The following is a 24,765-nucleotide window of genomic DNA, read 5'->3' as shown; positions in this document are numbered from 1 at the left end:
AGTATCAGCCCTCTGCCGCCTTGCGCTCAACAAGCCCGATCTTGTTGCCGTCGACGATCCAGATGGTCCCATTTGGCGGAGTTGCAACGTAGATAGGCTTCTTTGCCCACAGACTCCAGAACACGTGAACCTCTGTGGGAATCGGGTCCAGCAAGTGCGTGATCATGAGGCCAACCGCTTCGGGCTCGCTCTGCAGCGCGATGCACGTACGAGTGAAACCGCGCTGCGAGACGACCTTCGCACCATCGATCTCCATACGGTAAGTTCCACCGATGGGCACGACATTGTGCTTGGTGGTACCCGGAAGCAAGTACACATTCCAATCGGTCCCCGGCGTGGCGCCGGACGGAAGCACCACGGAGTTGTAGTTCTTTGAGCAAGGCTCGATCGCCGATGCCATAGCGGCGGCACGAGCAGTTGCAGCCCCAAGCTCATAGTGACTAAGTGGCGCTGGCTCGTCCAGCGCAGTGACCGGGCCAGCGACACCCTCCTTTGAAACGGATACCCGATACAGCGCCGCAGGCGCCTGATCGATGAAGGTGACAATGATTCGATCCTGATGCTCCTCCGTTACCCATCCTCTGACCCGCGCGTCGTTCTTGAACCGCCGCAACGCGATGACGGCGTCTGTTGCGACGGCGGCAGCACGATCGTGTCGGTAAATATCCAAGCCGGTGGCTTCTGCCGCCTTTAGCGCTGCAGCCTCTTGCTCTGGCGGAAGCGCTTGCGGAAGCGCCCCATCCGCAAGGGCTACGGGGGGGCACACGGCAAGGGCGATAGCAAGGAAGTAACGCAACATGTGGTCACCAATGAGGATGTTGATAGTTCATCTGTATCGCGCTGCGTGTCGGCTTCCACGCGAATGACTCAAGCGCGCTGAGAGACGATGCAGCTCGGACTAGGTACCGTCCGGGTAGTAGCGGAAATGACCGGCGATCGGATAAGCAAAAATAATGTCGTCTGCGGCAGTACCGGCACCGATGTTGTGGAGTATCAGCGGGCGATCGCTTCCTGGCGCATGGCGATCGGAGACGATGCCGATATGGGGCAACCCACCTGTCAGCCGCCACGTCACCAAATCGCCGGGGCGGTAGTCCACGGCACGATGACTGATCGGCAGCGATGCACCCTTGCGGGCCAGGAACGTTTCGATGTTGGGTACCCGCCGGTGGTCGATGTTCTTGTCGGGCGATTTACTCCCCCAGCGCTGCGGATACGCAGAAAAATTCTGCTGCATGTCCTCATGAATCAATTGCTGGAAATCGATGCCGAGATGCCTGTAGGCTCGAATGACGACATCAGTGCAAACGCCACGATCATTGGCAACATCACCGCCCGGGTAGGCGATGGTGTAGTAGGCCGGATCGTAGATCTCTCCCAGAGACATCCGCGCCCGACTGGCTGCAATGATCGTGCGGACATGGGCAGGCAAATTTTTCTGACCCGTAGAGCGAGTGGGCTCATCATCGGAAGTAGATGGCTGCGGAGCGGGCGCCGCCTGGTCGTGCTGCGGCTTGCATGAAGTGGCAAGCAACGCAGTGCAGATACTGATACAGAAAAGTGCACGAAGTTTGGGCATGGCATCCAATGCCTGAATAAACGCCCGCAAAAAAACCTGCCAGGCTTCGGCGGATTCTATGGCCCAAGGCCACTGGAGACAACTGATCAGAGCCGGCCCTATCGGCCGGCCGCAACCCGCGTCCGATCTTGAGCAGCCCAAGGCCCATCAACATCGCAGCGCCGCCTGCTACCAAAGGTACGAGCGGCTCAAACACGCCTTGTGGCGGATGCACCATGGCCAAAAGAACACGAACAACGTGAAAAGCTCCCCAGCAAGCCGAGATGGCCTCCATCGCAGAGACACAAGCCGCCGGTCGCCTTTTAGACCTTCTTCATTGCGTTTGCACCTGAATTAGGCCGAGCCGTGACGGCCTACTCACCAGAAATTTCATGTACCCCCGTCCGAATGGGCACTCGCATGAATCGGAGCATGCCCTCCGGAAAGTCGCGACCAGGTTCGGCTGCGGCTTGTAGGACAAATTTCCGAATATCTTCATGTGCTCGCCGTACCGGAGCACGATCGTTACAAGGGTCGGCCGAGCCATCGCTCGACCTGGCGCCGCTCCCACGCACCGCCCAGCAAAAATGTCCTGAGCGCGTGGATCGATAGGTCAGCGCCCCAGACCAGCCCCAACAGCAGCCCGGCCCACCAGTGTTCGGGGGACAGCAACAGGAGAACGGCGACGACGGCCGCGCATACGACGACGTAGACCACGATGTGGTGATAGAACTCTCGCAGCTGGCTGACCTGCTTCATGGCCATCACCTCCTGCGATGGGATCCGGTGTTCCGCGGCCGTCATGTCCGGTTCTCCCAGGTCTTCGATGGACACTTCGAAAACCGCGGCCAGGGACCTGAGTGTTTCCAGGCTCGGCTTGGCGCCGGCCTCCAGACGCTGAATCGTGCGCAGGCTGATTCCGCTGATGTCGGCCAGCTGCTGCTGGGACCAACCTCTCTTGAGCCGAAATTTATGCGTGATCATCTTTTCGTCCTTGGATTGAGCGGCTGGATCGTGTACGAAAAACCCGGAATGCGTCTACGTCAGCGACCCGCCACGGAGCCGCCAGTCGCATGACATGGCGCGCAACTCGCTGATCTTAAAAGGATCAAGCCAACTCACACAGCTTGCCAGCCGCTGCGCCAACGCCATCCTTGTGTTCGTCGCACCACCGCATGATTGTTGAAGCAGCGAACTCGAAGCAGAAGTCGTAGCAAACGCCAACATCGCCGCCGAGCAGCTGCTCTCGATGCCACGACGACTCGCACGTTCTCGCCATGCGCCCTAACGTCTGCGTTAAGCCGCGCCACGAAGCGGCGTCCGGATGGTAGGACAGGGCGACACCGCACAGCCAGGCTAGCGCGCCGGCAGAGGTCAGCACGGCACCACGACTGCTCACCGTGCCCCGGCAGCTAATGCGGGGTATGTGGCCTGACTCGAGATTTCCTACCTAAGCCAAACAAGAAAAGACCAACAACTCCAAAAAAAACATGCAAACGCAAAGCCAAAGCCGGCATCGTTGACTTGACCCGCTGGAATTGTTGCTGATGCATAGATAGCCGCGACAAGAAACGTGGTAGCCATTAGCAGCGAAAGCACGCCAAGCGCCACAAGCAATACTACGAAGAGCGTCCTAAGACCCATGAATGGCCTAACGCTGGAAATAAGCCGTGCCGCGAAGCGGCATCGGCTTGATTGACTTGTTAGGCATCAGCCGACTCCCACAGGCGACCCGTCCGGACGACCTTGCAGTGGTAGCACCCGCTGCTCCTGTCGTCCACGTTGTACCAGGAATGGGTCCCGCCAGCAGCCTCACAATTCAGTCCTTTGTCTGCGATTCCTAGGTCAATCAGAAACCACGGCAAGCGCCGCCTCAAGGCGGTCCTCCAACGGTACGGTGATGTTTTCGAGGTAACAGCCATCTGATGCCTAACGCCTGAATTAAGCCGACCCGCGAAGCGGGTTCGACTTGAATGAATTGTCAGATGCCGCCCGGTTACGGCACATAGACCAGATGCACTCTAACCGAGAATCTAGGCTCGTCGGTTACCTTAGCATGGAGCACCAGATCGCTCCGCCCTTCCTCTTGTGTCCACAGGTCAATCAGGGCTTCCCAGTGGTCGCCGGCCCACATGCAGACGGAGGATCCCCAAGTCTCCTCCGGCAGGGCTACCAACGTGGCGCCATAGTCTCGGATGTAGTGTTGGACTTGAGTTGCCGTATCAGCCGAGAGAGGTTCGACTCCAGGAATCTCAGGACGGTAGTCGTCGGCCGCAAATGCTTTCACCACCTCGCGAAACGTCTGCCGCCAATGAGTTGGAATTGGCTGCTGCCCGCTCTTATCGCTCATGCTCAGGTCACTCAAGTGCGCCACCTAACACTAGGATTTAAGCCGAGCCGCGAAGCGGCTTCGGCTTGAATGAATTGTTAGGCCTACAGCCCGTCTGTGAAGTCCAGTTTGAAGGATTGCGATGGCAGGTATAGGCCGTCGTATAGCTCCGATATCAGGGTGTCGATGCGGTCTGAGAGGCGCCCAACTAGATAATTACAGGTGTCGTAGCCGTCCGCAAATAATTGAGGTTTGTAGTAGTAAGAGCTGATCTTGACGGACACATGATCTCGCGGCTTGGACATGCCGGGCTCGTCGGCTGACGTGGGAATAACATGAACTATCCGGGTCTGAGAGTCACTGTGTGCCACAAGTTCGTGCCGCGTCTTGAGCAAAGTCTTGTGTGTCTTTGATAGTCTTGCATCCGTGAAGTCAGACCAGTGCCTAGACAACACTCCAGTGGATTTGTTGTCCACAAACGGCCGCCCATACGAAATCACTGCGGCATGGAACAGCGGCGCGTAAAAACTGTCACTAAAGCCCGTCACTTTCTCTAGGATCATCTGACACGTCCTCTGAGCCTGAAAGATGCCAGATCTGGCAACGACCAGTTTGTAGAGTTCCTTCTTTTGCTTAGAACGTGGCGACATCATCGCTTTGTAGGCCTAACGCTTGAATTAAGCCGAACCGCAAAGCGGTTTCGGCTTGAATGAATTGTTATCCCACATTGGCGCGCCACTCCTCTAGGCGACGATCCAGCACGGGCCTTAGCTTGTCGAAGTTGTCCCATGTGTCAGCGATGTAATAGATCCCATTGGGCCCCGCAGGAATTCCATGACCCAGCGCCGCCTCGTAATCTGCAAGGTACTGGCCCTTGTCAAAGTCAAAGTAGTGCTCAGCGAAGGCATTACCATCATCGCTCAGGTCTTCGTCAGTGAACTTTCCGTCACAGACAGCTAAAAAGAAGGCGCCAGGCGTGATTGAGCGATCCGTCAATCGCGGAATGCTCGCTGGGAAGTCCTCAAGGTGAAGCTCGCCAGCAAGTCCGGAGAGCAACGCCCAAGCTACAAACATCCCCGAGTGGGTGGCACCAGCCTCAGACGGCAGATCCTTCGGGAACTCTCCGCCAGAATGCCAAGATGCGTCGTCGTATTTCATGGGGGCTAACGCCTGAATTAAGCCGACCCGCGAAGCGGGTTCGGCTTGAATGAATTGTTAGCCCCAACCTCATGTGGCCAAGTTGGCTCGCGCTGGATTGGAAAAACGATCTCTAGCAAAGGAACGTCAACCTGTGACTTGGAGCCGATATCTAGAATCAGGGGCCACGATCGTTTCGAATCGGTGTAAGCAGATACGGACACTCTTTTAAGAGCGCCGTTGCAGTTGTCGCCCCGAAAAGCGAAATGGCCTGAGTACGTGTTAAAGGTGATTGGAATGGAGTAGCGACCTGCTGAATCCGTGAGCGACATGGCGGGACCACGTGACATGGAGTTCTCGGACCAAGCAACGCTCACCAGTGCAGATTTGACGGGATTGCCCTGCTTGTCTATGACAGATCCAGAAAAGACAAGGAATCTATCGCCACATTTTGCAGCCAAGGGCGCAATAGGCGCCCAGAAAAGCAGCAGAAGGACAATGACTTTCATTGGTGCTAACACCTGAATTAAGCCACGCCGCGAAGCGGCGTCGGCTTGGATGAATGGTTAGGCATATGGCCGGGAAGCACGCGGGCGAACTTCTGATTGCTCCGACGGACGGGGGAATTAGGCGGGAGCTGCAGGATGGCTGCAGCCCATGCGATGAAATCCGGTAGCACACTCGTCTCAATGTGGGCACGCGCAATCTTCGCCTGATTTGCAGGAACTGTGCCCGCACGGACTAAAAAAAACTCGTGCGGCACATTTGGCCGAGGCGGCCAAAAGAAGGCGTCAAAGAGGATGGCAGAGTGAATTTGGTGCAGATCGATACGCGCAGATAGGCCAACCTCTTGGATCATCCTCTCCAAGAGACTTGGCCTGAGCACGAAGCTCGCGCTTTTTGGAATTTTGTCCTTGACGATATGCATGGCCGCCCACCTAACGCCTGAATTAAGCCGAGCCGCGAAGCAGGTTCGGCTTGAATGAATTGTCAGGTCGCAGTATTGCATGAGCTGGCAGGTAGAACATCCTTGAGAGCGGGTAGTGCGAGCGCCGCGCCAGAAGTTGCGAACTCTGGCCCCGACAACGGCCCGACGACGGCACCTGGTGCCAGGCCGGACAGGCCATATCGGTCTCTCGTGACGACATAGAAACTCTCGCGCGTTTGATTGAGTTGCTTAACGACAACGTATTTTTCGTTTGCGCCAGCTGCAACAATGCAGCCGCTTACAACCTCGGTAGAGGTGGTGGCGTCGATACGATATGCCAGATGACTATTAGAGGGGCCATCGACCCAGAGCACCTCAAACTTGCCGGAACTCCAAGGACTGCCGGAGTCGAACAAGCCACAGCCCGTCAGCATCCCAGATAGAGCGAGGGTACCAATGACTACGCGTGGTTGCATGATCTGCGGCCCAACGTCTGAATTAAGCCGACCCGCGAAGCGGGTTCGACTTGGATGAATTGTTAGGCCGCTGCCCGAAGGAGCAAGAGCACGACAATGCAAGCGCCCAACAACCCGACGAGAACCTGGTGAGCACGGTAGTGCCGCCTAATGACAATGTGGTCTGGGTCTGACAGATCATTAGTTGCGGGAATTTTGCGCATGCGGAATAGGTTAAGGACGATCCCAAGCGGCGAGCCACCGGAGCGAAAATCCCCCAGGCCAGCTGACTCTAGCCGCTGCGCCCCAACGGCCTTGCGGATCCTATGGGCCAGCAACCAATCATTCGCTATGACGGCAGCAAATAGAACTAGAGGTAAATAAGTCAACGGGTGCATGATCTCTCCGGCGGCCTAACGCCTGAATTAAGCCGACCCGTGAAGCGGGTTCGGCTTGAATGAATTGTTAGCCATTAACTCGGCCATGGTGTCGATGACGAGTGTAGAGCCTACTGGAATATCAGCGGGAACGAGCCCAGAGAATCGGAGGAGCACTGGCTTGAGTGGTGGGCGCCGCCGATACTCAACAATGGCCGGCACCTCAAGAAGGCTCCCATCAGGGCGCGTCACTTGTACCGGATGGACGCTGCCGGGAGGAAATTCAGGCAAGTCAGGGGTAACAACTACGGCTATGAAGCCGGCCTGAGACACATCAAGAACGTCTACCGCAGAGAACTCCATGGATTAGCCCTGATGTCCGTTGTGATGGCTAACTACTATTGGACCGCCTAAAAGCGGTGTTGCACCGAGTATCCACCATCGGACGAATCTGGAAAGAAGTTAATTCCCATTACCTTTCAGCGACTTGCCAGCTCATGGATGGCAGTTCGGCCAAAGACAGCAATCGCGTTATCCGACGTTCGCACAGGTGGTATGAGTTACACCTGTGACTGTGAAGGCGTAACGGGGCATCTACTCTCGGCAGCGTGGGAGAAACTCCCCGGCCGGCTCCGGCTGGGTTCCTCTCCCTATGCATCAAGCGTGCGCACGCCAAATAGCATGGGAGTGCGACACCACGCCGGCAATGAAGCAGCTCTCCGAAGCAAGACTTCACGATACAGAACCGCCAGCCGCATCGACAGCGGCCGGCGCACGCAGATCAGTAAGCGAACTCGGAAAACACCGGGTCCACACTCCCCTGCCAAGCCCCGTGATACAGCTCCAGCTTGCGCTCGGCCGCGGTCTCGCCGGCGTGCAGGATCTCCACCAGCGGTTCCAGGAAGCGCGATTCGTCCTGGCCATCGCCGTTCAAACGGGCGCGGCGGCGCAGGCCGTTCAAGGCGATCTTCACCGACTCGGCGGCAAGGTCCTGCACGGTGCCGCTGCGGAACGGCAGCTTCAGCGCCTGCTTCGGCACGCCGTCGCGCAGCGCGTGGCGTTCGACCAGGCTGAAATCCTTGACCAGGTCCCATGCCGCGTCCAGCGCGGCATCGTCGTACAGCAGGCCGACCCAGTACGCCGACAGCGCGCACAGCCGACCCCACGGGCCGGCGTCGGCGCCGCGCATTTCCAGGTATTTCTTCAGTCGCACTTCCGGGAACGCGGTGGTCATGTGATCGGACCAGTCGCGCAGCGTCGGCAGCGCGCCCGGCAACGCCGGCAGCTTGCCCTGCATGAAATCGCGGAAGCTCTGCCCGCTGGCGTCGACGTAGGTGCCGTCGCGATAGGAGAAGTACATCGGCACGTCGAGCAGGTAGTCGACATAACGCTCGTAGCCGAAGCCGTCTTCGAACACGAAGTCGAGCATGCCGGTGCGATCGGCGTCGGTGTCGGTCCAGATGTGCGAGCGGTAGCTGAGGTAACCGTTAGGCTTGCCCTCGGCGAACGGCGAGTCGGCGAACAGCGCGGTGGCGATCGGCTGCAGCGCCAGCGACACGCGGAATTTCTTGATCATGTCCGCTTCGCTGGCGTAGTCCAGGTTGACCTGCACCGTGCAGGTGCGGGTCATCATGTCCAGGCCGAGCTTGCCGACCTTGGGCATGTAGTTCTTCATGATCTGGTAGCGGCCCTTGGGCATCCACGGCATCTCGTCGCGGCGCCACTTCGGCTGGAAGCCCATGCCGAGGAAGCCCAGGCGCAGTTCGTCGGCGACCTGCTTGACCTCGTTGAGGTGGCTGCCCACTTCCACGCAGGTGTCGTGGATGGTTTCCAGCGGCGCGCCCGACAGCTCCAGTTGCCCGGCCGGTTCCAGCGTCACCGAGGCGCCGTCGCGCAGCAGCGCGATGGTATGCCCGCCTTCTTGCACCGGCTCCCAGCCGAAGCGGGTCAGGCCGGTGAGCAGGGCCTCGATGCCGCGCTCGCCGTCGAAGGTCGGCGGGCGCAGGTCGTCTAGGCGGAAGCCGAACTTCTCGTGTTCGGTGCCGATGCGCCACTGCGCTTCGGGCTTTTCGCCGGAGGCCAGCACCTCGACCAGTTCGTTGCGGTCGGTGATCAGCGTTTCGGCAACGTGGCTTGGGCTCGACAAGGGCAGGCTCGCACGGAAGATGAGGCGATGTGGGGACGGAACGCCCGCATCGCAAGGCCCGCACTATAGCGTGACCGGCGCGAAGCCCACATCGCTACCGGCGGTACCGCAGCATTCCACGGACCGCCCGCTCGGCGCCAGCGAGAGTGAGACGCAGCACCGCCGGCCGCGCCGGGCTCGGCTAGGCTGCAGGCCTGTTCTTCGCCATGCAGGCAGCCGATGCGCCCCGCCCATTCCGAACTGCATCGCGCCGATCGTGCCGGCTGGCTGCGTGCCGCGGTGCTGGGCGCCAACGACGGCATCCTGTCGGTGGCCGGGCTGGTGGTCGGCGTGGCCAGCAGCGGCGCGCCGGCGCCAGTGGTGCTGGCGACCGGCATCGCCGGCCTGGTGGCCGGTGCGATGTCGATGGCCGCGGGCGAATATGTTTCGGTGCAGTCGCAGGTGGACACCGAGCGCGCGGACCTGGCGATCGAGCGCCGCGAACTGCGCGAGGACCCGCACAGCGAACTGGAAGAACTGGCCGGCATCTACCGCCAACGCGGGCTGGACGCGGCGCTGGCGCGCCAGGTCGCCGAGCAGTTGACCGCGCACGATGCGCTGGGCGCGCATGCGCGCGACGAACTGGGCATCACCGAGACCCTGCGCGCGCGGCCGCTGCAGGCCGCGCTGGCGTCGGCGGCCGCGTTCTGCTGCGGCGCGGCACTGCCGATCCTGGCCGCGTTGCTGGCGCCGGCCGAGCGCCAGGTGTGGGTGACGGTCGCAGCGACGCTGCTCGGGCTGTCGCTGACCGGCGCCTTGGCGGCACGCGCCGGCGGCGCCTCCGGGCTGCGCGGCGCGGTGCGCGTGGTGTTCTGGGGCGCGGCGGCGATGCTCGCCACCGGCGCGGTCGGGCGCCTGTTCGGCGTGCACGTCTGAGCGGACGCGTACCGTACTGGGTAGCATCACCGGCATGGCGACACCTGTTCCCCCGAAATGCAAGGCAACCGCACGCCCATCGCTCAAAACGGAACCTGACTTGGAGTAATGAAAATTAGCACTGGTACCTTCGTCGTCGACCACATGGGATTTTCCGTTTCATCGCTGGATGAGGCGATCGAGTTCTGGACTGAGGCCATGGGCTTCGAACTTGTCCGCACAGGCGAAATGGGCGGCGATTTCCTGCGCGAGGTGACGGGCGTCGACGATCCTCGTTGCCGCATGGCGCTGGTGGTATCGCCTGCCGGCTTTCCCATCGAACTGCTGGAATACTCGACAGCCCGCACGTTGGGCAAGACACCCGCAAGCGCTGGCGCGATCGGCGCGGCCCATCTTGCCGTCACCGTGACGGATATCGACGTGGCTGTCGCCAGGATCCAGGCGCACGGATGGCACTTGAAAGGATCTCCGCGGCCGATCGAGGCCGGGCCACGCGCGGGAACCGTCGTTGCCTATGTCAGCGGGCCCGACGGGATCACCATCGAGGTCATGCAACCTCCCAGGTAAGAGTAGCTAATACAACGACTGCGCAGCCGCCGGCCGGGTGCGTGCAGCACTCGGAATCCTCATGTCCCACTTGTATGCTGCAGTTCCTGTGCGCCGCCCGCGCCGGCATGGCGACTGCTCGCGACGTTTTGTTAGCCACTCTAAAGTCTCATCCGGCATGGCGTGGGGCGCTCCGGCACTTTCGATCGCCGCTGGCTAAAGTGTAGTGATGCACTTTGAGGCGATATGCGTCGCTGTCCGCGGCGCGGATGGCCAACCCGCGGGGAAGCGGCCTGTGGCGCGCGGAGACCGGCAGTTTGCGGGGCCGGCACCAGCATAGTCGTGCTGGTCCTGCCGGCTGCGACGTAGCGGCCCGGTGCTTTACTCTGAGCACGCGCGCACCGCGCTGCGCTAGCATCACGGCCATGGCCGACACCACTTCCCCCGACGCCTTGCTGCTGGCGCGCCTGGCCAGCCTGGCCGACTGTACGCAGGCCGAGGGCTATGCCTGCATCACCGCGCGTCGCGAACACGGCGCGCGCTCGGTGGAGATCCCGCAGCCGCAGCTGGCGATCCTGCTGCAGGGACGCAAGCAGGTGCGCACCGCCACGCAGACCCTGGACTTCGTGCCGGGCGACCTGTTCCTGGTGACGCGGCGCTGCCGCATCGATGTGGTCAACATCCCGGATCCGCACAGCGGCCTGTACCTGAGCGTGCTGGTGCCGTTGTGCGAGGAAGCGCTGAGCGCGGCGCGCGTGCTGTGGAACGAACCGCTTCCCGCCGCCGGCGCGGAGCTGGCACGCCTGCGCGCCGAGGAGTTCGGCAGCACCCTGCTGCAATGGCGGCAGGCGCTGCAGGACGGCCGGTACACCGAGGCGCGGCTGGCGCTGGCGGCCCTGGTGGTGGCGCTGTGCCGGCGCGGCCACGGCGGACTGCTGCTGCCGCCGGCGCCGAGCGTGGCCGCGCGGGTGCGCGACCTGGTCGTCGCGCAGCCGCAACGCGCCTGGCGTTCGCGCGACATCGAAGACAGCCTCGGTCTCAGCGGCGCGACCCTGCGCCGGCACCTAGCCAGCGAAGGAACCTCGTTGCGCGACCTGCTCGCCGATGCGCGCCTGGCGCATGCGATGCAGCTGCTCTACACCACGCGCTGGCCGCTGAAGACGGTCGCCGCGCACGCCGGCTACCGCTCGGTACGCAGCTTCAGCCAACGCTTCCAGCAACGCTACGGCCTGGACCCGTCCAGCATCGGCAACTGAGCCGCGTCGGCGCTGAGCGCCGCGCGCAGCGGAATGAGCGAATCGCGCAGCAGCGCAGGCGCAGCATGCCGGTACCGCGGCGCCTGCCGCTCTGCCAGGAAGTCCCCATGTCCGTGTTCCCGTTGCGCGCGCTGTGCGCGCTGGCCCTGAGCGCCAGCGCGGCGCTGACGCTGCCATCCCCCGCCCATGCCGCCGCGCCGACCAGCGCGCAGACGCAGGTGCCCGGCGTGTATCGCCAGGCGATCGGCCGGTTGCGCGTCACCGCCCTGTTCGACGGCACCGTGGCGCTGCCGCGCGCGCAACTGGCGAACATTCCCCCGGAGGCGATCGCCCGCCTGCTCGACCACCGCTATGTGCCGGAGAACGACAAAGGCCTGCAGACCGCGGTCAACGCCTATCTGATCCAGGACGGCACGCACCTGACTCTGGTCGATACCGGCACCGCCACGTGCTTTGGCCCCGGGCTCGGCCAGGTGCTGACGAACCTGCGCGCGGCCGGCTACGCGCCGGCGCAGGTGGACGACGTGCTGCTGACGCATGCCCACCCAGACCACATGTGCGGCCTGCTCGATGCGCAAGGACAGGCCGCCTATCCCAACGCCACGGTGTGGCTGAGCGCGGCCGATGCCGCGTACTGGCTGGATCCGGCCAGCGAAACCAGCGCACCGCAGATGCTGAAGTTCGCCTTCCCGCTGGCGCGCGCGGCGGCGGCGCCGTACCAGGCCAAGGACCGGCTGCGCCGCTTCCGTCCCGGCGATGCGTTGCCCGGCGGCGCGGTGGCGCTGGACACGCACGGGCATACGCCCGGCCACGTGTCCTACCGCTTCGACGGCGGCGGTGGCCAGCAGTTGCTGGTGTGGGGCGATCTGGTGCACTACCACGCGGTGCAATTCGCGCAGCCGCAGGCGTCGTACGAAGCCGACAGCGACCGCACGGCGGCGATCGCCGCGCGCAAGCGGACCATGGCCCAGGCCGCCGACGGCGGCTGGTGGGTGGCCGGCGCGCATCTGCCCTTCCCGGGCCTGGGCCATGTGCGCCGCGAGGGCGAAGCCTTCGCCTGGGTGCCCGCCGAGTTCACGCCGTTGCCGGCGACGCCTTGAGGGCGGCTTTCTCCCTGCGGACGAAGGAGCAGTTGCTGGCCCTCTCCCACCGGGAGAGGGGCTGGGGTGAGGGTACGGCGCGAAAGCGTCTCGCGGAGTTTGGGCGCACGAGGCTTCGCCCGTACCCTCATCCGCCCCTTCGGGGCATCTTCCCCCAAAAGGGGGCCATGGTCCCGGGGGGAGAAGGAACAACCGCTAGCCCCTCTCCCACCGGGAGAGGGGTTGGGGTGAGGGTGCGGCGCGAAAGCGTCTCGCGGCGTTTGGGTACGAGAGGCCGCGCGCACCACGCTCACTCCGCGGCGGTCGGCTCCGTCTCCAGCCCTAGCCAGCCGCCGACGATGGCACGCGCCTCGTCCACGCCCTGGCGGGTCTCGCCGGAAAACAGCTGCACGCTGACCGTGTCGCCGAAGGAGCTGGACAGCTCCTTGCGCACCTGCTGCAGCGCCTGTGCCTGCTGGCCGCGGCCGAGCTTGTCGGCCTTGGTCAGCAGCGCATGCGCCGGCAATCCGCGTTGCACCGCATAACCGAGCATCTGCCGGTCGTAATCCTTCAGCGGATGGCGGATGTCCATCACCACCACCAGCCCGCGCAGGGCGTCGCGGGTGCGGAAATACTTGTCGATGAACGCCTGCCAGTGCGCCTGCAGCTCCAGCGGCACCTTGGCGTAGCCGTAGCCGGGCAGGTCCACCAGATAGCGCTCGGGCTGGATATGGAAGAACACCAGCTGCTGGGTGCGGCCAGGGGTCTTGGACACGCGGGCCAGCGCGTTCTGCCGGGTGAGCGCATTCAGCGCGCTGGATTTGCCGGCGTTGGAGCGGCCGGCGAAGGCCACCTCCCAGCCCCCGTCCTCCGGCAGCTGCCGGGGATTGTGGGCGGAAAGCAGGTATTGGGCACGTTCGATGAGGAGCGACATGGCGCTAGGATCGCACGTCCGCCGCTCCGGGCGGGGTTCGTTGACCGGCAGGGCGCCACGCAGGGATAATCGCGCGAGTGCGGTCGCCGACCTGGCAGCCGCGGGTCGGGTCACACGGAGCTTCAGCTAATGCGCCACGCTCGCGTTCTTGCCTTTGCCGGTCTAGCCGTTTCCGCCGCCGCTGTCGTCGCGTTCGCGCAGACCTCGGTGGTTCCCATTCCCGACAACGCGCCGGTACGCACCGCGCCGCTGGAAGGCGACGTCGGCAAGGTCGCCTGGGGCGATCCCAAGGCCGGCCAGGCCAAGGCAGCGGCCTGCGCCGCCTGCCATGGCGCCGACGGCAACCCCGCGATCGCGATGTACCCGCGCATCGCCGGCCAGAGCGAACGCTACAGTGCGCGGCAGATGGCCTTGATCGCGCACGGCGAGCGCACATCCGGCGCGGTGGCGGCGATGGTGCCGTTCGTGCAGCCGCTGAGCGCACAGGACATGCGCGACATCGGCGCCTACTTCGCCACGCAGAAGGCCGGCGCCGGTATCGCCGACGACGCGGTGGTCAGCGACGGCCCGTACGCCGGCATGAAGTTCTACGAGGTCGGGCAGCAGTTGTACCGCGGTGGCGATCCGTCGCGCGGGATTCCGGCCTGCATGGCCTGCCACGGCCCCACCGGCGCCGGCAATCCCGGCCCGGCGTATCCGCACCTGGGCGGCCAGCACGCCGACTACGTGGCGCGGCGTCTGCAGGAATACCAGTCCGGCACCACGCAGGAGCGCGACCAGACCATGTTCAAGATCATGGCGCAGGTGGCCAAGCCCTTGACCGAGCAGGAGATGAAGGCGCTAGGCAGCTATCTGCAGGGCCTGCACGACCGCGCCGACGACGCGGCTGCGGCGCAGGCAGGGCCGGCGCCACAACAGGCGGCGCCTGCGCAACAATCCTAACCGTGCGCCGCGAACGCGGCGCCGGACCGCTTCCCCCTCGCGCCGGTCGTCACGACCGGCGTTCGTTTTTTGCCATGGAGATCGCATGAACCGTTTGCCCCGCCTGCTGCTGTGCCTGCTCACCCTGTTGCCGCTGAGCGCCTGCGCGCAGCCCAAGACCGCCGCCCCGGTCGAAGGCGAGGACTACGCGCTGATCGCCAAGCCGCAGCCGTTCGCGCCGCTGGCCGGCAAGATCGAGGTGGTGGAAGTGTTCGGCTACACCTGCCCGCATTGCGCGCACTTCGAACCGATCTTCGAAGAGTGGACGCGCAAGCAGGGCAAGGACGTGCGGGTGACCCTGGTGCCGGCGGCGTTCGGCGGTTTCTGGGACAGCTTCGCCAGCGCCTTCTATGCCGCGCAGAAGCTGGGCGTGCAGACCCGCAGCCACCACGACCTGTTCGAGGCGATCCACGACAAGCACAGCGTGCCGGTCCAGAACGTGGCGCCGGAAGAGCTGGCCGCGTTCTACGCCGCGTACGGGGTCAAGCCGCAGGACTTCGTCGCCGCCTACAACAGCCCGCAGGTGGCCGCGCAGGTCAAGGCCGCGCGCGACTTCGCCACGCGCAGCGATATCCCCGGCACGCCGGCGCTGGTGATCAACGGCAAGTACTTGGTCAAGGGCAAGAATTTCCAGGACATGCTGCGCATCGCCGATGCGCTGGTCGCCCGCGAGCGCGCGGGCAAGTAATCCCGCGCGAACCCGCAGCACGGCGCTTCATCCACGCCATGGCATCATGCCGGGGTTGCCTGCCGCGCTATTCGGCGCGGCCGGCGTTCTACCCCCCATCCTGCTGGAGATGTCGCCGATGAAGACCCGCTTCGCCCTGACCCTGATGGCCCTGCTGCCGATCCTGGTCGCATGCAAGGCCCAGGACGGCTCTGCCGACACCGTCGCCCCGGCCGCCGACGCACCGGCCGCAGCGCCGGCCGCGCCCGCCGCCAGCGACACCGCACCGTCCGCCACCGCCGAAACCGCCTCCACCCCGGCGACCGATGCCGCAGCGCCGCCTGCCGCCGAAACGCCGGCCGCGCCGGTCGCAGCGCGTGCGCCGAGCGGCGCCGAGCCGGTCGCCGGCACCGACTATGTCGATATCCCGGGCGGCCAGCCGTTCCAGCCGACCAACGGCAAGATCGAAGTAGTCGAAGTGTTCGGCTATGTGTGCCCGGCCTGTGCGGGCTTCCAGCCGCTGATCGGCCCGTGGAAGGCCGGCCTGCAGGCGGATGTGCATTTCGTGTACGTGCCGGCGATGTTCGGCGGCACCTGGGACGACTACGCGCGTGCGTTCTACGCCGCCGAGGCGCTGGGCGTGCAGGAAAAGACCCACGAGGCGCTGTACAAGGCGATCCACGTCGACCAGACCCTCAAGGGCGAGCGCGGCCGCGACTCGGTGCAGGACATCGCCGGCTTCTACGCCAAGTACGGCGTGGATCCCAAGCAGTTCGCCGACACCATGGGCAGCTTCGCGGTCAGCAGCAAGACCAACCGTGCCAAGCAGTTCGCCACGCGCAGCGGCATCAACGGCACGCCGTCGCTGATCGTCAACGGCAAGTATCTGATCAAGGGCAACAGCTACCCGGACAAGCTGCGCATCGCCGATCACCTGATCGCGCGCGAGCGTGCGGCGCTGGCCAAGTAAGCTCCCGCTCCCACCAGGCCGCCCTGCCGTGACCGCTCCCACCACCCGCACGCTGCGCGTGCTCACCGCCAATATCCAGGCCGGCTCCAGCACGCGCCGCTACAGCGATTACGTGACCCGCAGCTGGTCGCACGCGCTGCCGGCGGGCAGCAAGCGCAGCAGCCTGGATGCGATCGCGCAGCTGGCCCGCGAGCACGACATCGTCGGCCTGCAGGAAAGCGATCCCGGCAGCCTGCGCTCAGGCTTCACCAACCAGACCCACTACCTGGCCGAGCGCGCCGGCTTCAACTACTGGAGCCACCAGCCGAACCGGCGCATGGGCGGCGTGGCCTCCAGCGCCAACGGCCTGCTCAGCCGGCTGGAGCCGGTCGAAGTGCAGGACCATCCCCTGCCCGGCCGGCTCGGCGGACGCGGCGTGCTGCTGGCCAAGTTCGGCGACGGCGCGGAAGGATTGGCGATCGCGGTGGCGCATCTGTCGCTGGGCGCCAACTCGCGTGCGGCGCAGTTGGCGTTCATCGCCGAGCTGCTGTCCGACCATCCCAACGCGGTGCTGATGGGCGACTTCAACTGCGTCGCCGACCGGCCCGAAATGCAGGCCCTGTACAAGCGCACCCGGCTGCAACCGCCGGGCTGCGTGGTGCCGACCTTCCCCAGCTGGCGCCCGCAGCGCGCGATCGACCACATCCTGGTCAGCGACGGCCTGCGCTGCAACGCGCAGCGCGCGCTCCCGGCCGCGTTCTCCGACCACCTGGCGGTGGCGACCGAGATCGAAGTGCCGCAGGGGCTGCTGCGCTAGCCAGCGGCCGCGTTTCCTGTGCGGCATGGCATCGCTGCGCTGCGGCAACGCTCCCTGTAGGAGCGGCTTCAGCCGCGACCGGGCGCTATCGGTAAAGCGTCGCGGCTGAAGCCGCTCCTACAGAAATGCGCCGGTCGCTCCGACCACCTGGCAGTGGCGACCGAGATCGAAGTGCCGCAGGGGCTGCTGCGCTAGCCAGCTGCCGCGTTTCCTGTGCGGCATGGCATCGCTGCGCTGCGGCAACGCTCCCTGTAGGAGCGGCTTCAGCCGCGACCGTGCGCCATCGGTGAAGCGTCGCGGCTGAAGCCGCTCCTACAGAAAGCGCGATGGCGTGCGGACAATGTGGGAGCGACTTCAGTCGCGACGGGCGTTACCGACCAGCTCCGTCGCGACCGAAGTCGCTCCCATGTTCTGCATAAGCGCAAGCGCCCTAGAACTTCAGATCCGCCCGCACATACAGATAACGCCCACCCGGGATGTCGTACGTGGACGCGTCGTAGCCGTTGAGCGAGCACGACAGGCAGATCGGCGGATCCTTGTCGAAGACGTTGTTGACGCCGCCGCTCACGGTCAGGCCCTTGAGCCAGTCGAAGCGGTAGCCCAGTTGCAGGTCGTGGTAGGTGATCGCGTCGAGCGTGTTGGTGCCGGCGGCCTGGTTGCTGCACACCGGGAACGCCACCGCGTCGCCGCACTGCTCGGTCAGTTCGGAAATGTGCCGCACCGTCCACGAGGCGTTCCAGCGGTTCAACGACCAGTCCAGGGTCAGGTTGCTGGTCCACTCCGGGATCGCGCTGTCCACCACTTCCACACCCGGTTCCTGCGGCTGCACCTGGCCGGCGGCGCCGGTGGCGACGTAGCGGGTGACGAAGGTGTTCTGCCAGCCGATCTTGAAGCGCCCGGCGGCGGTCTGCGGCGAGGTCCAGAACAGGTCCACGTCCCAGCCGTCGGTCTTGATCGACCCCAGGTTGGTCAGGCGGTTGTTGAAGCCATTGATGCCGCCGGTGGACGCGCGGGTGATGCCGTCGCAATAGGTCGCGTCCAGCGTGTCCACGCACAGGTCGAGCTGGGTCTGCGCATTGATCGCCTGGATCGCGCCATCGATGTCGTGGCGGTAGAAGGTCACCTCCACATCAAAGCGGTCCGACCACGGCACGTTGCTGGCGAACCACGGACTCCACACGAAGCCGGCGCTGAAGCTGCGTGCCTTCTCCGGCTCCAGCGCGCGGTTGCCGCCGGTGGTCACCGAGATCTGCGAGTTGGCCTGCTGATAGCCGGCCGGCACGCCGAGCGCGGCGCAATTGGCGGCGCTGCCGCGCGGCGCGGTGCCGCCCAGACCGATCGAGCACGGATCGGACAGGGTCAGGTCGGCGCGCGCGGCCGAACCGTACAGCTCGCCGATGGTCGGCGCGCGGAAGCCTTCGGCATAGCTGGTGCGCAGCACGAAGTCCGGCGACACCTGCCAGCGCAGGCCGTACTTCGGGGTGAATTCGCCGCCGAAGGTGGAGTAATCCGAGTAACGCCCGGCCAGGCTCAGGTCCAGCTTATCGCCCAGCGGCGAGTCGGCGAAGATCGGCACGCTCAGTTCGAGATAGGCTTCCTTGACGTTGTAGCTGCCCTCGGTCGGCAACGACGGCACGCCGTTGTAGTGGCCGATCACGGTCAACGGATCCGGGTGGTACCAGCCTTCGTACTTGCGGTATTCCACGCCGGTGGCGAAGGACACCTCGCCGGCCGGCAGGGTGAACAGGTCGCTGCTGAGGTTGGCGGTGAACTGGGTCAGCTCGTTCTGGCTGCGGTCGTGCACCACCGGCTGGATCCAGCGCAGCATCTCCGGGGTGATGCTGCCGGCGCCGCCGAAGATGTTCAACGGCACGCAACCGGCCACCGCCGCACAGGCGGCCGGATCGCCCAGCGCCAGGTTGATGTTGTAGATGTTGTAGCTGCCGTAGTTGGTCTGCTCGGCCTTGTTCTTGCTGTAGGCGCCGTTGACGTCCCAGAACCAGGTGCGGTCGGCGCTCTCGAAACTGCCGATGAAGCCGGTGCCCACGTACTGGGTGTCCACGCGCTGTTCGAACACGCGCGCGCCGCCTTCCACCGGCCGCCGCCCGATCATGATCAGGTTGCTGGACGAATCCAGGTCGAAGCCGAACGGGTTGTACGGATTGGCCGCGGAAATGACGATGTTGTCGGCCAGCGGATTGCCGGTGCCGGCATCCGGGCCGAGGAAGATCGGCTCCGGCCCGGCCTGGTTGGTCGACTCGCGGCGGTTGCCGAGCACTTTCAGGTACCACTGCACGTCGTCGTTGAAGAAGTAGCGGAACTGGCCGAACACGCCCTTGCGCTCGGACGGGGTCAGCAACAGGTTGGACGCGGCGAAGTTGTAGCGGTCGGCGGTGCTGAAGCAGTGGTAGTCGTCGCTGCGGGCGCAGCCGGCGCTGCCGTCGTAGGTCGGGGTGCTGGCGCCGCTGTTCGGGGTCAGGTCCTGCTCGGCGCCGGTGATCGGATCGACGAAGATGAAACGGCCGTTCGGCGTGGCCGAGCTGGCGAAGGCGAGTCCGGTGCCGGGCACCGGATACAGCGACTGCTTGCGGTCGCGCGCGTAAATCGGATCCTGCTTGGTGTAGCTGGCGCCGAGGAACAGGCTGGTGCGATCGGTGCTGTGGCCCCAGGCCAGGTCCACGCCCTTGCTGGCGCCGTCGCCCTTGTCGTACTGGCCGTAGTTCAGCGTGACCTGGCCGCCATCGAACTTGCGCCGGGTGATGATGTTGACCACGCCGGCGATGGCGTCGGAGCCGTACAGCGAGGAAGCACCGTCTTCCAGCACCTCGATGCGCTCGACGATGGCCAGCGGAATGGTGTTGAGGTCGGTGGCCGCGCCCACGCCGGACGCGGAGGACTCGTTGACCCAGCGCATGCCGTCGACCAGCACCAGGACCCGCTTGGCGCCCAGATGGCGCAGGTCCACCTGCGCCGAACCGGCGCCGACGCCGCTGCCGTCGGGCGGGAAACCGAAGTTGCCGGAGGAGTTGAACTTGGTGTTCAACGCCGAGCCGGAGGCGGTCAGTTCCTGCAGCACGTCGCCGATCGAGGTCAGGCCGGTGCGTTCGATGTCGGCACGGCTCAGCGTCTGCACCGGCACCTGGCCCTCCAGCTCGGCCTTGCGGATGCGCGTGCCGGTGACCTGGACGCTGTCCAGGGTGGTGGCGGACTCGGGGGCAGCGGGCGCTGCCTGCTGGGCGATGGCCAGCGCGGGCGAACCGGCCAGCAAGGACAAGGAAACCGCGAAAACCAAAGGATGGCGGTGCAGGCAATTCATCCGTCTCTCTCTCCAGAAAGGATGTGGGTCGGCCGCTGCGACCCCCTGCACCGCGACGGCGTGGCCTACCTTGTAAACAAAACGTAAACCCTAAGCAAGCAATCGGACCGCGATTCGGACAGTCCTGGACCGACTGGACGATCTCGTAGACATGGCGGCAGTCCACCCGGACTCGCACTCCGACCGGCGCAGGACAAGGCGGACCAGGCAGACGGGCGCCAGGACACGGCGAAAGACAACGGCAGGCGGCGTGCGCAGGCCGACTCGCGAAGTGCGAGCACCGCATATGCGGCCCACCTTGCCGGACGATGCGAGCGACATGGCCACCTGTAGCGCGACAGTGCGCCCATTCGCAATACCGTATCGCAGCCTCCGACGATGCACGACAGACACAGCTTCGTGCAGCTTCAAGTGTGTGGCACGCGCAGCGCATGACGACCGCCCGGTGCATCGGTACGCCAAGCGCCCTTGCGCCGGATCCAACCGGCGCCCTGCTGCGCCAATAACGTTGCCGGGGTAGCGTTGGGCCGCAACACCCCTGCCCCCCTGCCCACAGCGCTCGCGCCACAATCGCCGCAAGCCTTTGCCGCGTCGATTCATCGGCGTTCGGTATAGTCCCGCGCATGAAATTGCGCACGTCTCTCCTGCTGCTCGCCGCCGCGTTGTGCGGCACCGCGCCTGCCCTCGCCCAGAACCTGGACGCCCAGCGTCCTGCGCTGCGCGCGGCGATCGACGCCGCCGAGCGTGGCCAGTTCGATCCCGCGCAAGCGGCCGCGTTCAAACAGCATCCGCTGTATGGCTGGCTCGAATACGCCAACCTGCGCCGCAACATCGACCGCATTTCCGATGCGCAGGCGCAGGATTTCCTCAAGCGCTACGCCGGGCAGCCGGTGGCCGAGAGCTTCCGCGCGCTGTGGCTGCCGGCGCTGGCGCGGCGCCAGGATTGGCCGGCGCTGCTGGCCAACTGGAAACCCACCGACAACACCGGCCTGCGCTGCGCCCAGCTCAACGCGCGCCAGGCCACCGGCCGTGCCGATGCGCAATGGATCGACGAGGCGCAGGCGCTGTGGCGCAGCAGCGGCAAGTCGCTGCCGGATGCCTGCGACGCCGTGTTCGCGGTGCTGCAGGCGCGCGGCGGCATGACCGACGCGTTGCGCTGGGCGCGCGTGGAAGCGGCGGCCGATGCGCAGCAGCCGGCGGTGATGCGCAGCGCCGCGCGCGGCCTGCCCGCCGCCGAGCTGGCCCTGGCCAACGACTACGCGGCGTTCCTGGATGCGGTGCACACGCGTGCGCTGACCTGGCCGAAGACCGAGCGCAGCCGCAAGGTGGCGGTGGACGGCCTGGAAAAACTGGCCAAGACCGATCCGGACGCGGCCGAGCGGCAGCTGCCGCAATTCGCCCAGGCGCTACAGCTGAGCGAGGCGCAGCGCGGCGAGGTGCTGTACCAGATCGCCTTGTGGACGGTGGCCTCGTACGGCCCGGATTCGGCGCGCCGGCTCAACGCGGTGCCCGAGTCCGCCTACGACGAACGCCTGCACGAGTGGCGCGCGCGCGAGGCCATGGCGCGCGGCGACTGGCCGGCGGCGCTGGCGGCGATCCGCAAGATGGGGCCGGCGCAGCGCAACGATTCGCGCTGGCAGTATTTCGAGGCGCGGCTGGCGGAAAAGACCGGCAATGCCGGCGAGGCGCAGCGGCTGTACCGCGAGGCCGCCAAGTCCGCCACCTTCCATGGCTTCATGGCCGCCGACCGGCTCAAGCAGGCGTACGCGCTGTGCCCGTGGGAACCCAACGACAGCGCACAGGCACAGGCAGCGGTGGCCCGCGATCCGGCGCTGATGCGCGCGCTGGAACTGTTCAAGATCGACCGCGCGGCGTGGGCCACGGCCGAGTGGAACGACGCGCTGACCCGCTTCGACGACACCCAGCGGCGCATCGCGGTGGAAGTGGCGCGCGACAACGGCTGGTTCGATCGCGCGGTGTTTTCGCTGGGCAGGCTGCCGGACGAGCAACGCCTGTATTCGCTGCGCTTCCCGCTGCACCACGACGCCACCATCCGCCGCGAAGCGGGCAAGAACGCGATCGACCCGGCCTGGGTCGCCGCCGAGATCCGCGCCGAGAGCATCTTCAATCCGAACGCGCGTTCGCCGGCCAACGCGATGGGCCTGATGCAGGTGTTGCCGGCTACCGGCGCCAGCGTGGCCAGGAACCTCGGCCTGGCCGGCTACGGCGGCGCCGCCAGCCTGTACGACCCGGATACCAACATCGCCATCGGCACCGCCTACCTGCGCCAACTGTTGAATACCTACGGCCTGCCCTACCTGACCATCGCCGCCTACAACGCCGGCCCCGGCCCGGCGGCGCGCTGGCAGACCCAGCGCCCCGGCCACGACGCCGACTTCTGGATCGAGACCATCAGCTACAAGGAAACCCGCGAATACGTCGCGCGCATCCTCGCCTTCAGCGTGATCTACGACTGGCGCCTCAACGGCGACGCCCTGCCGGTCAGCGACCGCATGCTGGGCAAGCTGGATGCGCCGCGCAAGAAGTTCGTGTGTGAGGCGGGGATTCGGGATTAGGGATTCGGGATTGGCAACAGCGCAGCGCGTCTGGATGCAGGTAGCATCGTCGGGATAGGCCAGGGCGGCATCCGTTTGCTCGACACCGCCCTTGCCAATCCCGAATCCCTAATCCCGAATCCCGGCCAATGAACATCTACCTCGTCGGCGGCGCCGTCCGCGACAGCCTGCTCGGGCAACCGCCCGGCGACCGCGACTGGGTCGTGGTCGGCGCCACGCCGCAGCAGATGCTGGAGCTGGGCTACAAGCAGGTCGGCCGCGACTTCCCGGTGTTCCTGCATCCGCACAGCGGCGAGGAATACGCGCTGGCGCGGACCGAGCGCAAGTCCGGGCGCGGCTACCACGGCTTCGTGGTCGATGCCGATCCGTCGGTGACGCTGGAAGAAGACCTGCAGCGGCGCGACTTCACCATCAACGCGATCGCCCGCGACGAGGACAGCGGCACGTTGGTGGATCCGTACGGCGGCGTGCGCGACATCGAGCGGCGCGTGCTGCGCCATATCGGCCCGGCCTTCGGCGAAGACCCGCTGCGCGTGCTGCGCGCGGCGCGTTTCATGGCGCGGCTCGCGCCGCTCGGTTTCAGCGTGGCGCCGGAGACCCTGGCGCTGATGCGCGAGATGGCCGCCAGCGGCGAACTGGACACGCTGGTGCCCGAGCGCGTGTGGCAGGAGCTGCGCCGCAGCCTGGCCTCGGCGCAACCGTCGGCGTTCCTGCGCACCCTGCACGATGCCGATGCGCTGCGCAGCGTGCTGCCGGAGCTGGAGGCGCTGTACGGCGTGCCGCAACGCGCCGAATACCATCCCGAGATCGACACCGGCCGCCATCAGGAACTGGTCAGCGACATGGCCGCGCGGCTGGCGCCGGGCGATGCGCTGATCGGTTTCGCCGCGCTGACCCACGACCTGGGCAAGGCGCTGACGCCTCCCACGGAATGGCCCAGGCACGTGATGCACGAACAGCGCGGGGTCGCCCCGCTGCGCGCGCTGTGCGAGCGGCTGAAGTTGCCGCAGGAGCACCGCCAGCTGGCCGAAATCGCCTGCCGCGAGCACTTGAACGTGCATCGCTTGGCCGAGCTGCGCGACCGCACCGTGCACGAACTGCTGCAGCGCTGCGACGGCTTCCGCAAGCCCGAACGCATCGCGCAGCTGGCGCTGGTGTGCGAAGCCGACAAGCGCGGCCGCCTCGGCAGCGAAGACGCCGACTACCCGCAGGGCCGCGAGCTGCAGCGTCTGCACGCCGCCGCGCTGGCGGTCAACGCCCGCGACCTGGCCGCGCAGGGCCTGAGCGGCCCGCAGATCGGCGAGGCGCTCGCGAAAGCGCGGATCGCGGCGATCGCCGCGGCGCGCAGCGCGTCTGCGGACTGACGCAGCCGCGCCGTGCCGCAAGCCGTCTCGCAGGCACGGCGGGTTTTCACCTGATAAAACGGCGGCTCGAAGCGGCTGGCGGGGACGCGACGCGATACGCTTGCAGAGGCTGGCCGAAAGCCGCTTCGGTCATCTCGACAACTGCAACTGTTCCAGGCAGCGGGCTTCTGCCTTTGGTTATGACCCAACCCTGACGGGCCAGGAAACTGAATCACCACGTCATTGAGCGGCAGCTGCGATCGGCGATATTCAATGGGCTAGGCTTCCATCGGCGTCTCTCCCAACTACATCGGGAAAGAAGCCAGATACAGGAAAGCCAGAAAATGGCTTGGCTTGCGGCCGATCTCCGGCCTCACCCGCCACGATGCCGGTCCAGGGCTGTTCCAGTTCGAGGCCGATGCGAAAGGCTGATCTCGCGGTACCACGCTCAGCAGC

At 65.4% G+C, this 24,765-nt stretch carries 20 protein-coding genes and 1 other RNA gene; 11 read left to right on the top strand and 10 right to left on the bottom strand.

The window, feature by feature from the left end; genetic code table 11:
- Window positions 1-4: 4 nt before the first annotated feature.
- The 8 genes from AB3X08_RS04150 to AB3X08_RS04115 all read right to left on the bottom strand — a co-directional run bounded on the left by AB3X08_RS04150 (window position 5) and on the right by AB3X08_RS04115 (window position 8,930).
- Window positions 5-799 (bottom strand): hypothetical protein, encoded by a 795-nt coding sequence (locus AB3X08_RS04150; RefSeq protein ID WP_369936427.1) that lies wholly within the window; start codon window positions 797-799, stop codon window positions 5-7.
- Window positions 800-898: 99 nt separating this feature from the next.
- On the bottom strand, window positions 899-1,579 hold the full coding sequence (locus AB3X08_RS04145) for a DUF1287 domain-containing protein (protein WP_369936425.1): 681 nt from the start codon (window positions 1,577-1,579) through the stop codon (window positions 899-901).
- A 504-nt stretch (window positions 1,580-2,083) separates the two neighbouring features.
- Window positions 2,084-2,542: a helix-turn-helix domain-containing protein gene (locus AB3X08_RS04140; RefSeq protein WP_369936424.1), complete on the bottom strand. Its 459-nt coding sequence runs from the start codon at window positions 2,540-2,542 to the stop codon at window positions 2,084-2,086.
- Between the two features lie 1,012 nt (window positions 2,543-3,554).
- Entirely contained in the window at window positions 3,555-3,908 is a 354-nt protein-coding gene (locus AB3X08_RS04135) for a DUF7668 domain-containing protein (RefSeq protein WP_369936423.1), read from the bottom strand.
- Between the two features lie 83 nt (window positions 3,909-3,991).
- Window positions 3,992-4,450, bottom strand: a complete 459-nt coding sequence (locus AB3X08_RS04130; protein WP_369936421.1) for a hypothetical protein — start codon at window positions 4,448-4,450, stop codon at window positions 3,992-3,994.
- A 154-nt stretch (window positions 4,451-4,604) separates the two neighbouring features.
- Window positions 4,605-5,045 carry a hypothetical protein gene (locus AB3X08_RS04125; RefSeq protein WP_369936420.1) on the bottom strand — a complete coding sequence of 147 codons (441 nt, stop codon included), beginning with the start codon at window positions 5,043-5,045 and terminating at the stop codon, window positions 4,605-4,607.
- A 505-nt stretch (window positions 5,046-5,550) separates the two neighbouring features.
- Window positions 5,551-5,952: a hypothetical protein gene (locus AB3X08_RS04120; protein ID WP_369936418.1), complete on the bottom strand. Its 402-nt coding sequence runs from the start codon at window positions 5,950-5,952 to the stop codon at window positions 5,551-5,553.
- Window positions 5,953-7,565: 1,613 nt separating this feature from the next.
- Window positions 7,566-8,930 carry a glutamate--cysteine ligase gene (locus AB3X08_RS04115; protein ID WP_369936416.1) on the bottom strand — a complete coding sequence of 455 codons (1,365 nt, stop codon included), beginning with the start codon at window positions 8,928-8,930 and terminating at the stop codon, window positions 7,566-7,568.
- A 219-nt stretch (window positions 8,931-9,149) separates the two neighbouring features.
- Between AB3X08_RS04115 and AB3X08_RS04110 the strand changes: the two genes are divergently transcribed.
- The 5 genes from AB3X08_RS04110 to AB3X08_RS04090 all read left to right on the top strand — a co-directional run bounded on the left by AB3X08_RS04110 (window position 9,150) and on the right by AB3X08_RS04090 (window position 12,747).
- Entirely contained in the window at window positions 9,150-9,845 is a 696-nt protein-coding gene (locus tag AB3X08_RS04110; RefSeq protein ID WP_369936414.1) for a VIT1/CCC1 transporter family protein, read from the top strand.
- Between the two features lie 108 nt (window positions 9,846-9,953).
- A complete protein-coding gene (locus AB3X08_RS04105; protein WP_369936412.1) occupies window positions 9,954-10,412 on the top strand; it encodes a VOC family protein in 459 nt (152 codons plus the stop codon).
- A gap of 61 nt (window positions 10,413-10,473) precedes the next feature.
- Window positions 10,474-10,549, top strand: a non-coding RNA gene (locus AB3X08_RS04100) — sX9 sRNA.
- A gap of 267 nt (window positions 10,550-10,816) precedes the next feature.
- A complete protein-coding gene (locus AB3X08_RS04095) occupies window positions 10,817-11,647 on the top strand; it encodes a helix-turn-helix domain-containing protein (protein WP_369936411.1) in 831 nt (276 codons plus the stop codon).
- A 107-nt stretch (window positions 11,648-11,754) separates the two neighbouring features.
- The gene (locus AB3X08_RS04090) at window positions 11,755-12,747 is read left to right on the top strand and encodes an MBL fold metallo-hydrolase (protein WP_369936409.1); all 993 of its coding nucleotides are present in this window, start codon (window positions 11,755-11,757) and stop codon (window positions 12,745-12,747) included.
- 289 nt (window positions 12,748-13,036) lie between these two features.
- On the opposite strand, the gene yihA is transcribed toward AB3X08_RS04090, so the two are convergent.
- Window positions 13,037-13,660, bottom strand: a complete 624-nt coding sequence (gene yihA / locus AB3X08_RS04085) for a ribosome biogenesis GTP-binding protein YihA/YsxC (RefSeq protein WP_369936408.1) — start codon at window positions 13,658-13,660, stop codon at window positions 13,037-13,039.
- Window positions 13,661-13,789: 129 nt separating this feature from the next.
- Here yihA and AB3X08_RS04080 point away from each other — a divergent pair, with 129 nt between their 5' ends.
- The 4 genes from AB3X08_RS04080 (at window position 13,790) to AB3X08_RS04065 (ending at window position 17,074) form a co-directional block, all read left to right on the top strand.
- Window positions 13,790-14,602 carry a c-type cytochrome gene (locus tag AB3X08_RS04080; protein ID WP_369936406.1) on the top strand — a complete coding sequence of 271 codons (813 nt, stop codon included), beginning with the start codon at window positions 13,790-13,792 and terminating at the stop codon, window positions 14,600-14,602.
- Between the two features lie 85 nt (window positions 14,603-14,687).
- Complete coding sequence (locus tag AB3X08_RS04075) at window positions 14,688-15,329, top strand: thiol:disulfide interchange protein DsbA/DsbL (RefSeq protein WP_369936404.1); 642 nt, start codon at window positions 14,688-14,690, stop codon at window positions 15,327-15,329.
- A gap of 118 nt (window positions 15,330-15,447) precedes the next feature.
- Window positions 15,448-16,278: a thiol:disulfide interchange protein DsbA/DsbL gene (locus AB3X08_RS04070; RefSeq protein WP_369936402.1), complete on the top strand. Its 831-nt coding sequence runs from the start codon at window positions 15,448-15,450 to the stop codon at window positions 16,276-16,278.
- Between the two features lie 28 nt (window positions 16,279-16,306).
- Window positions 16,307-17,074 (top strand): endonuclease/exonuclease/phosphatase family protein, encoded by a 768-nt coding sequence (locus AB3X08_RS04065; RefSeq protein ID WP_369936401.1) that lies wholly within the window; start codon window positions 16,307-16,309, stop codon window positions 17,072-17,074.
- A 430-nt stretch (window positions 17,075-17,504) separates the two neighbouring features.
- Here AB3X08_RS04065 and AB3X08_RS04060 read toward each other — a convergent pair whose 3' ends face one another.
- Window positions 17,505-20,390, bottom strand: coding sequence for a TonB-dependent receptor (locus AB3X08_RS04060; RefSeq protein ID WP_369936399.1), 2,886 nt, complete (start codon window positions 20,388-20,390; stop codon window positions 17,505-17,507).
- Window positions 20,391-21,013: 623 nt separating this feature from the next.
- Between AB3X08_RS04060 and AB3X08_RS04055 the strand changes: the two genes are divergently transcribed.
- Window positions 21,014-22,966: a transglycosylase SLT domain-containing protein gene (locus AB3X08_RS04055; protein WP_369936397.1), complete on the top strand. Its 1,953-nt coding sequence runs from the start codon at window positions 21,014-21,016 to the stop codon at window positions 22,964-22,966.
- 128 nt (window positions 22,967-23,094) lie between these two features.
- Window positions 23,095-24,330, top strand: coding sequence for a multifunctional CCA addition/repair protein (locus AB3X08_RS04050; RefSeq protein WP_369936396.1), 1,236 nt, complete (start codon window positions 23,095-23,097; stop codon window positions 24,328-24,330).
- The last annotated feature ends 435 nt before the right edge of the window (window positions 24,331-24,765 follow it).

The sequence above is a fragment of the Xanthomonas sp. DAR 34887 genome, from assembly GCF_041245805.1.
GTDB classification, from domain to species: Bacteria; Pseudomonadota; Gammaproteobacteria; order Xanthomonadales; family Xanthomonadaceae; genus Xanthomonas_A; species Xanthomonas_A tesorieronis.
Note: the sequence above shows the minus strand (reverse complement) of the source record. Positions and strands in the feature narration are given on the sequence as shown.

What these genes read in the sequence shown, in the direction of transcription:
- AB3X08_RS04150 (WP_369936427.1), bottom strand. Translation starts at nt 799, where the DNA reads ATGTTGCGTTACTTCCTTGCTATCGCCCTTGCCGTGTGCCCCCCCGTA.
- AB3X08_RS04145 (WP_369936425.1), bottom strand. Translation starts at nt 1,579, where the DNA reads ATGCCCAAACTTCGTGCACTTTTCTGTATCAGTATCTGCACTGCGTTG.
- AB3X08_RS04140 (WP_369936424.1), bottom strand. Translation starts at nt 2,542, where the DNA reads ATGATCACGCATAAATTTCGGCTCAAGAGAGGTTGGTCCCAGCAGCAG.
- AB3X08_RS04135 (WP_369936423.1), bottom strand. Translation starts at nt 3,908, where the DNA reads ATGAGCGATAAGAGCGGGCAGCAGCCAATTCCAACTCATTGGCGGCAG.
- AB3X08_RS04130 (WP_369936421.1), bottom strand. Translation starts at nt 4,450, where the DNA reads ATGATCCTAGAGAAAGTGACGGGCTTTAGTGACAGTTTTTACGCGCCG.
- AB3X08_RS04125 (WP_369936420.1), bottom strand. Translation starts at nt 5,045, where the DNA reads ATGAAATACGACGACGCATCTTGGCATTCTGGCGGAGAGTTCCCGAAG.
- AB3X08_RS04120 (WP_369936418.1), bottom strand. Translation starts at nt 5,952, where the DNA reads ATGCATATCGTCAAGGACAAAATTCCAAAAAGCGCGAGCTTCGTGCTC.
- AB3X08_RS04110 (WP_369936414.1), top strand. Translation starts at nt 9,150, where the DNA reads ATGCGCCCCGCCCATTCCGAACTGCATCGCGCCGATCGTGCCGGCTGG.
- AB3X08_RS04105 (WP_369936412.1), top strand. Translation starts at nt 9,954, where the DNA reads ATGAAAATTAGCACTGGTACCTTCGTCGTCGACCACATGGGATTTTCC.
- AB3X08_RS04095 (WP_369936411.1), top strand. Translation starts at nt 10,817, where the DNA reads ATGGCCGACACCACTTCCCCCGACGCCTTGCTGCTGGCGCGCCTGGCC.
- AB3X08_RS04090 (WP_369936409.1), top strand. Translation starts at nt 11,755, where the DNA reads ATGTCCGTGTTCCCGTTGCGCGCGCTGTGCGCGCTGGCCCTGAGCGCC.
- yihA (WP_369936408.1), bottom strand. Translation starts at nt 13,660, where the DNA reads ATGTCGCTCCTCATCGAACGTGCCCAATACCTGCTTTCCGCCCACAAT.
- AB3X08_RS04080 (WP_369936406.1), top strand. Translation starts at nt 13,790, where the DNA reads ATGCGCCACGCTCGCGTTCTTGCCTTTGCCGGTCTAGCCGTTTCCGCC.
- AB3X08_RS04075 (WP_369936404.1), top strand. Translation starts at nt 14,688, where the DNA reads ATGAACCGTTTGCCCCGCCTGCTGCTGTGCCTGCTCACCCTGTTGCCG.
- AB3X08_RS04070 (WP_369936402.1), top strand. Translation starts at nt 15,448, where the DNA reads ATGAAGACCCGCTTCGCCCTGACCCTGATGGCCCTGCTGCCGATCCTG.
- AB3X08_RS04060 (WP_369936399.1), bottom strand. Translation starts at nt 20,390, where the DNA reads ATGAATTGCCTGCACCGCCATCCTTTGGTTTTCGCGGTTTCCTTGTCC.
- AB3X08_RS04055 (WP_369936397.1), top strand. Translation starts at nt 21,014, where the DNA reads ATGAAATTGCGCACGTCTCTCCTGCTGCTCGCCGCCGCGTTGTGCGGC.
- AB3X08_RS04050 (WP_369936396.1), top strand. Translation starts at nt 23,095, where the DNA reads ATGAACATCTACCTCGTCGGCGGCGCCGTCCGCGACAGCCTGCTCGGG.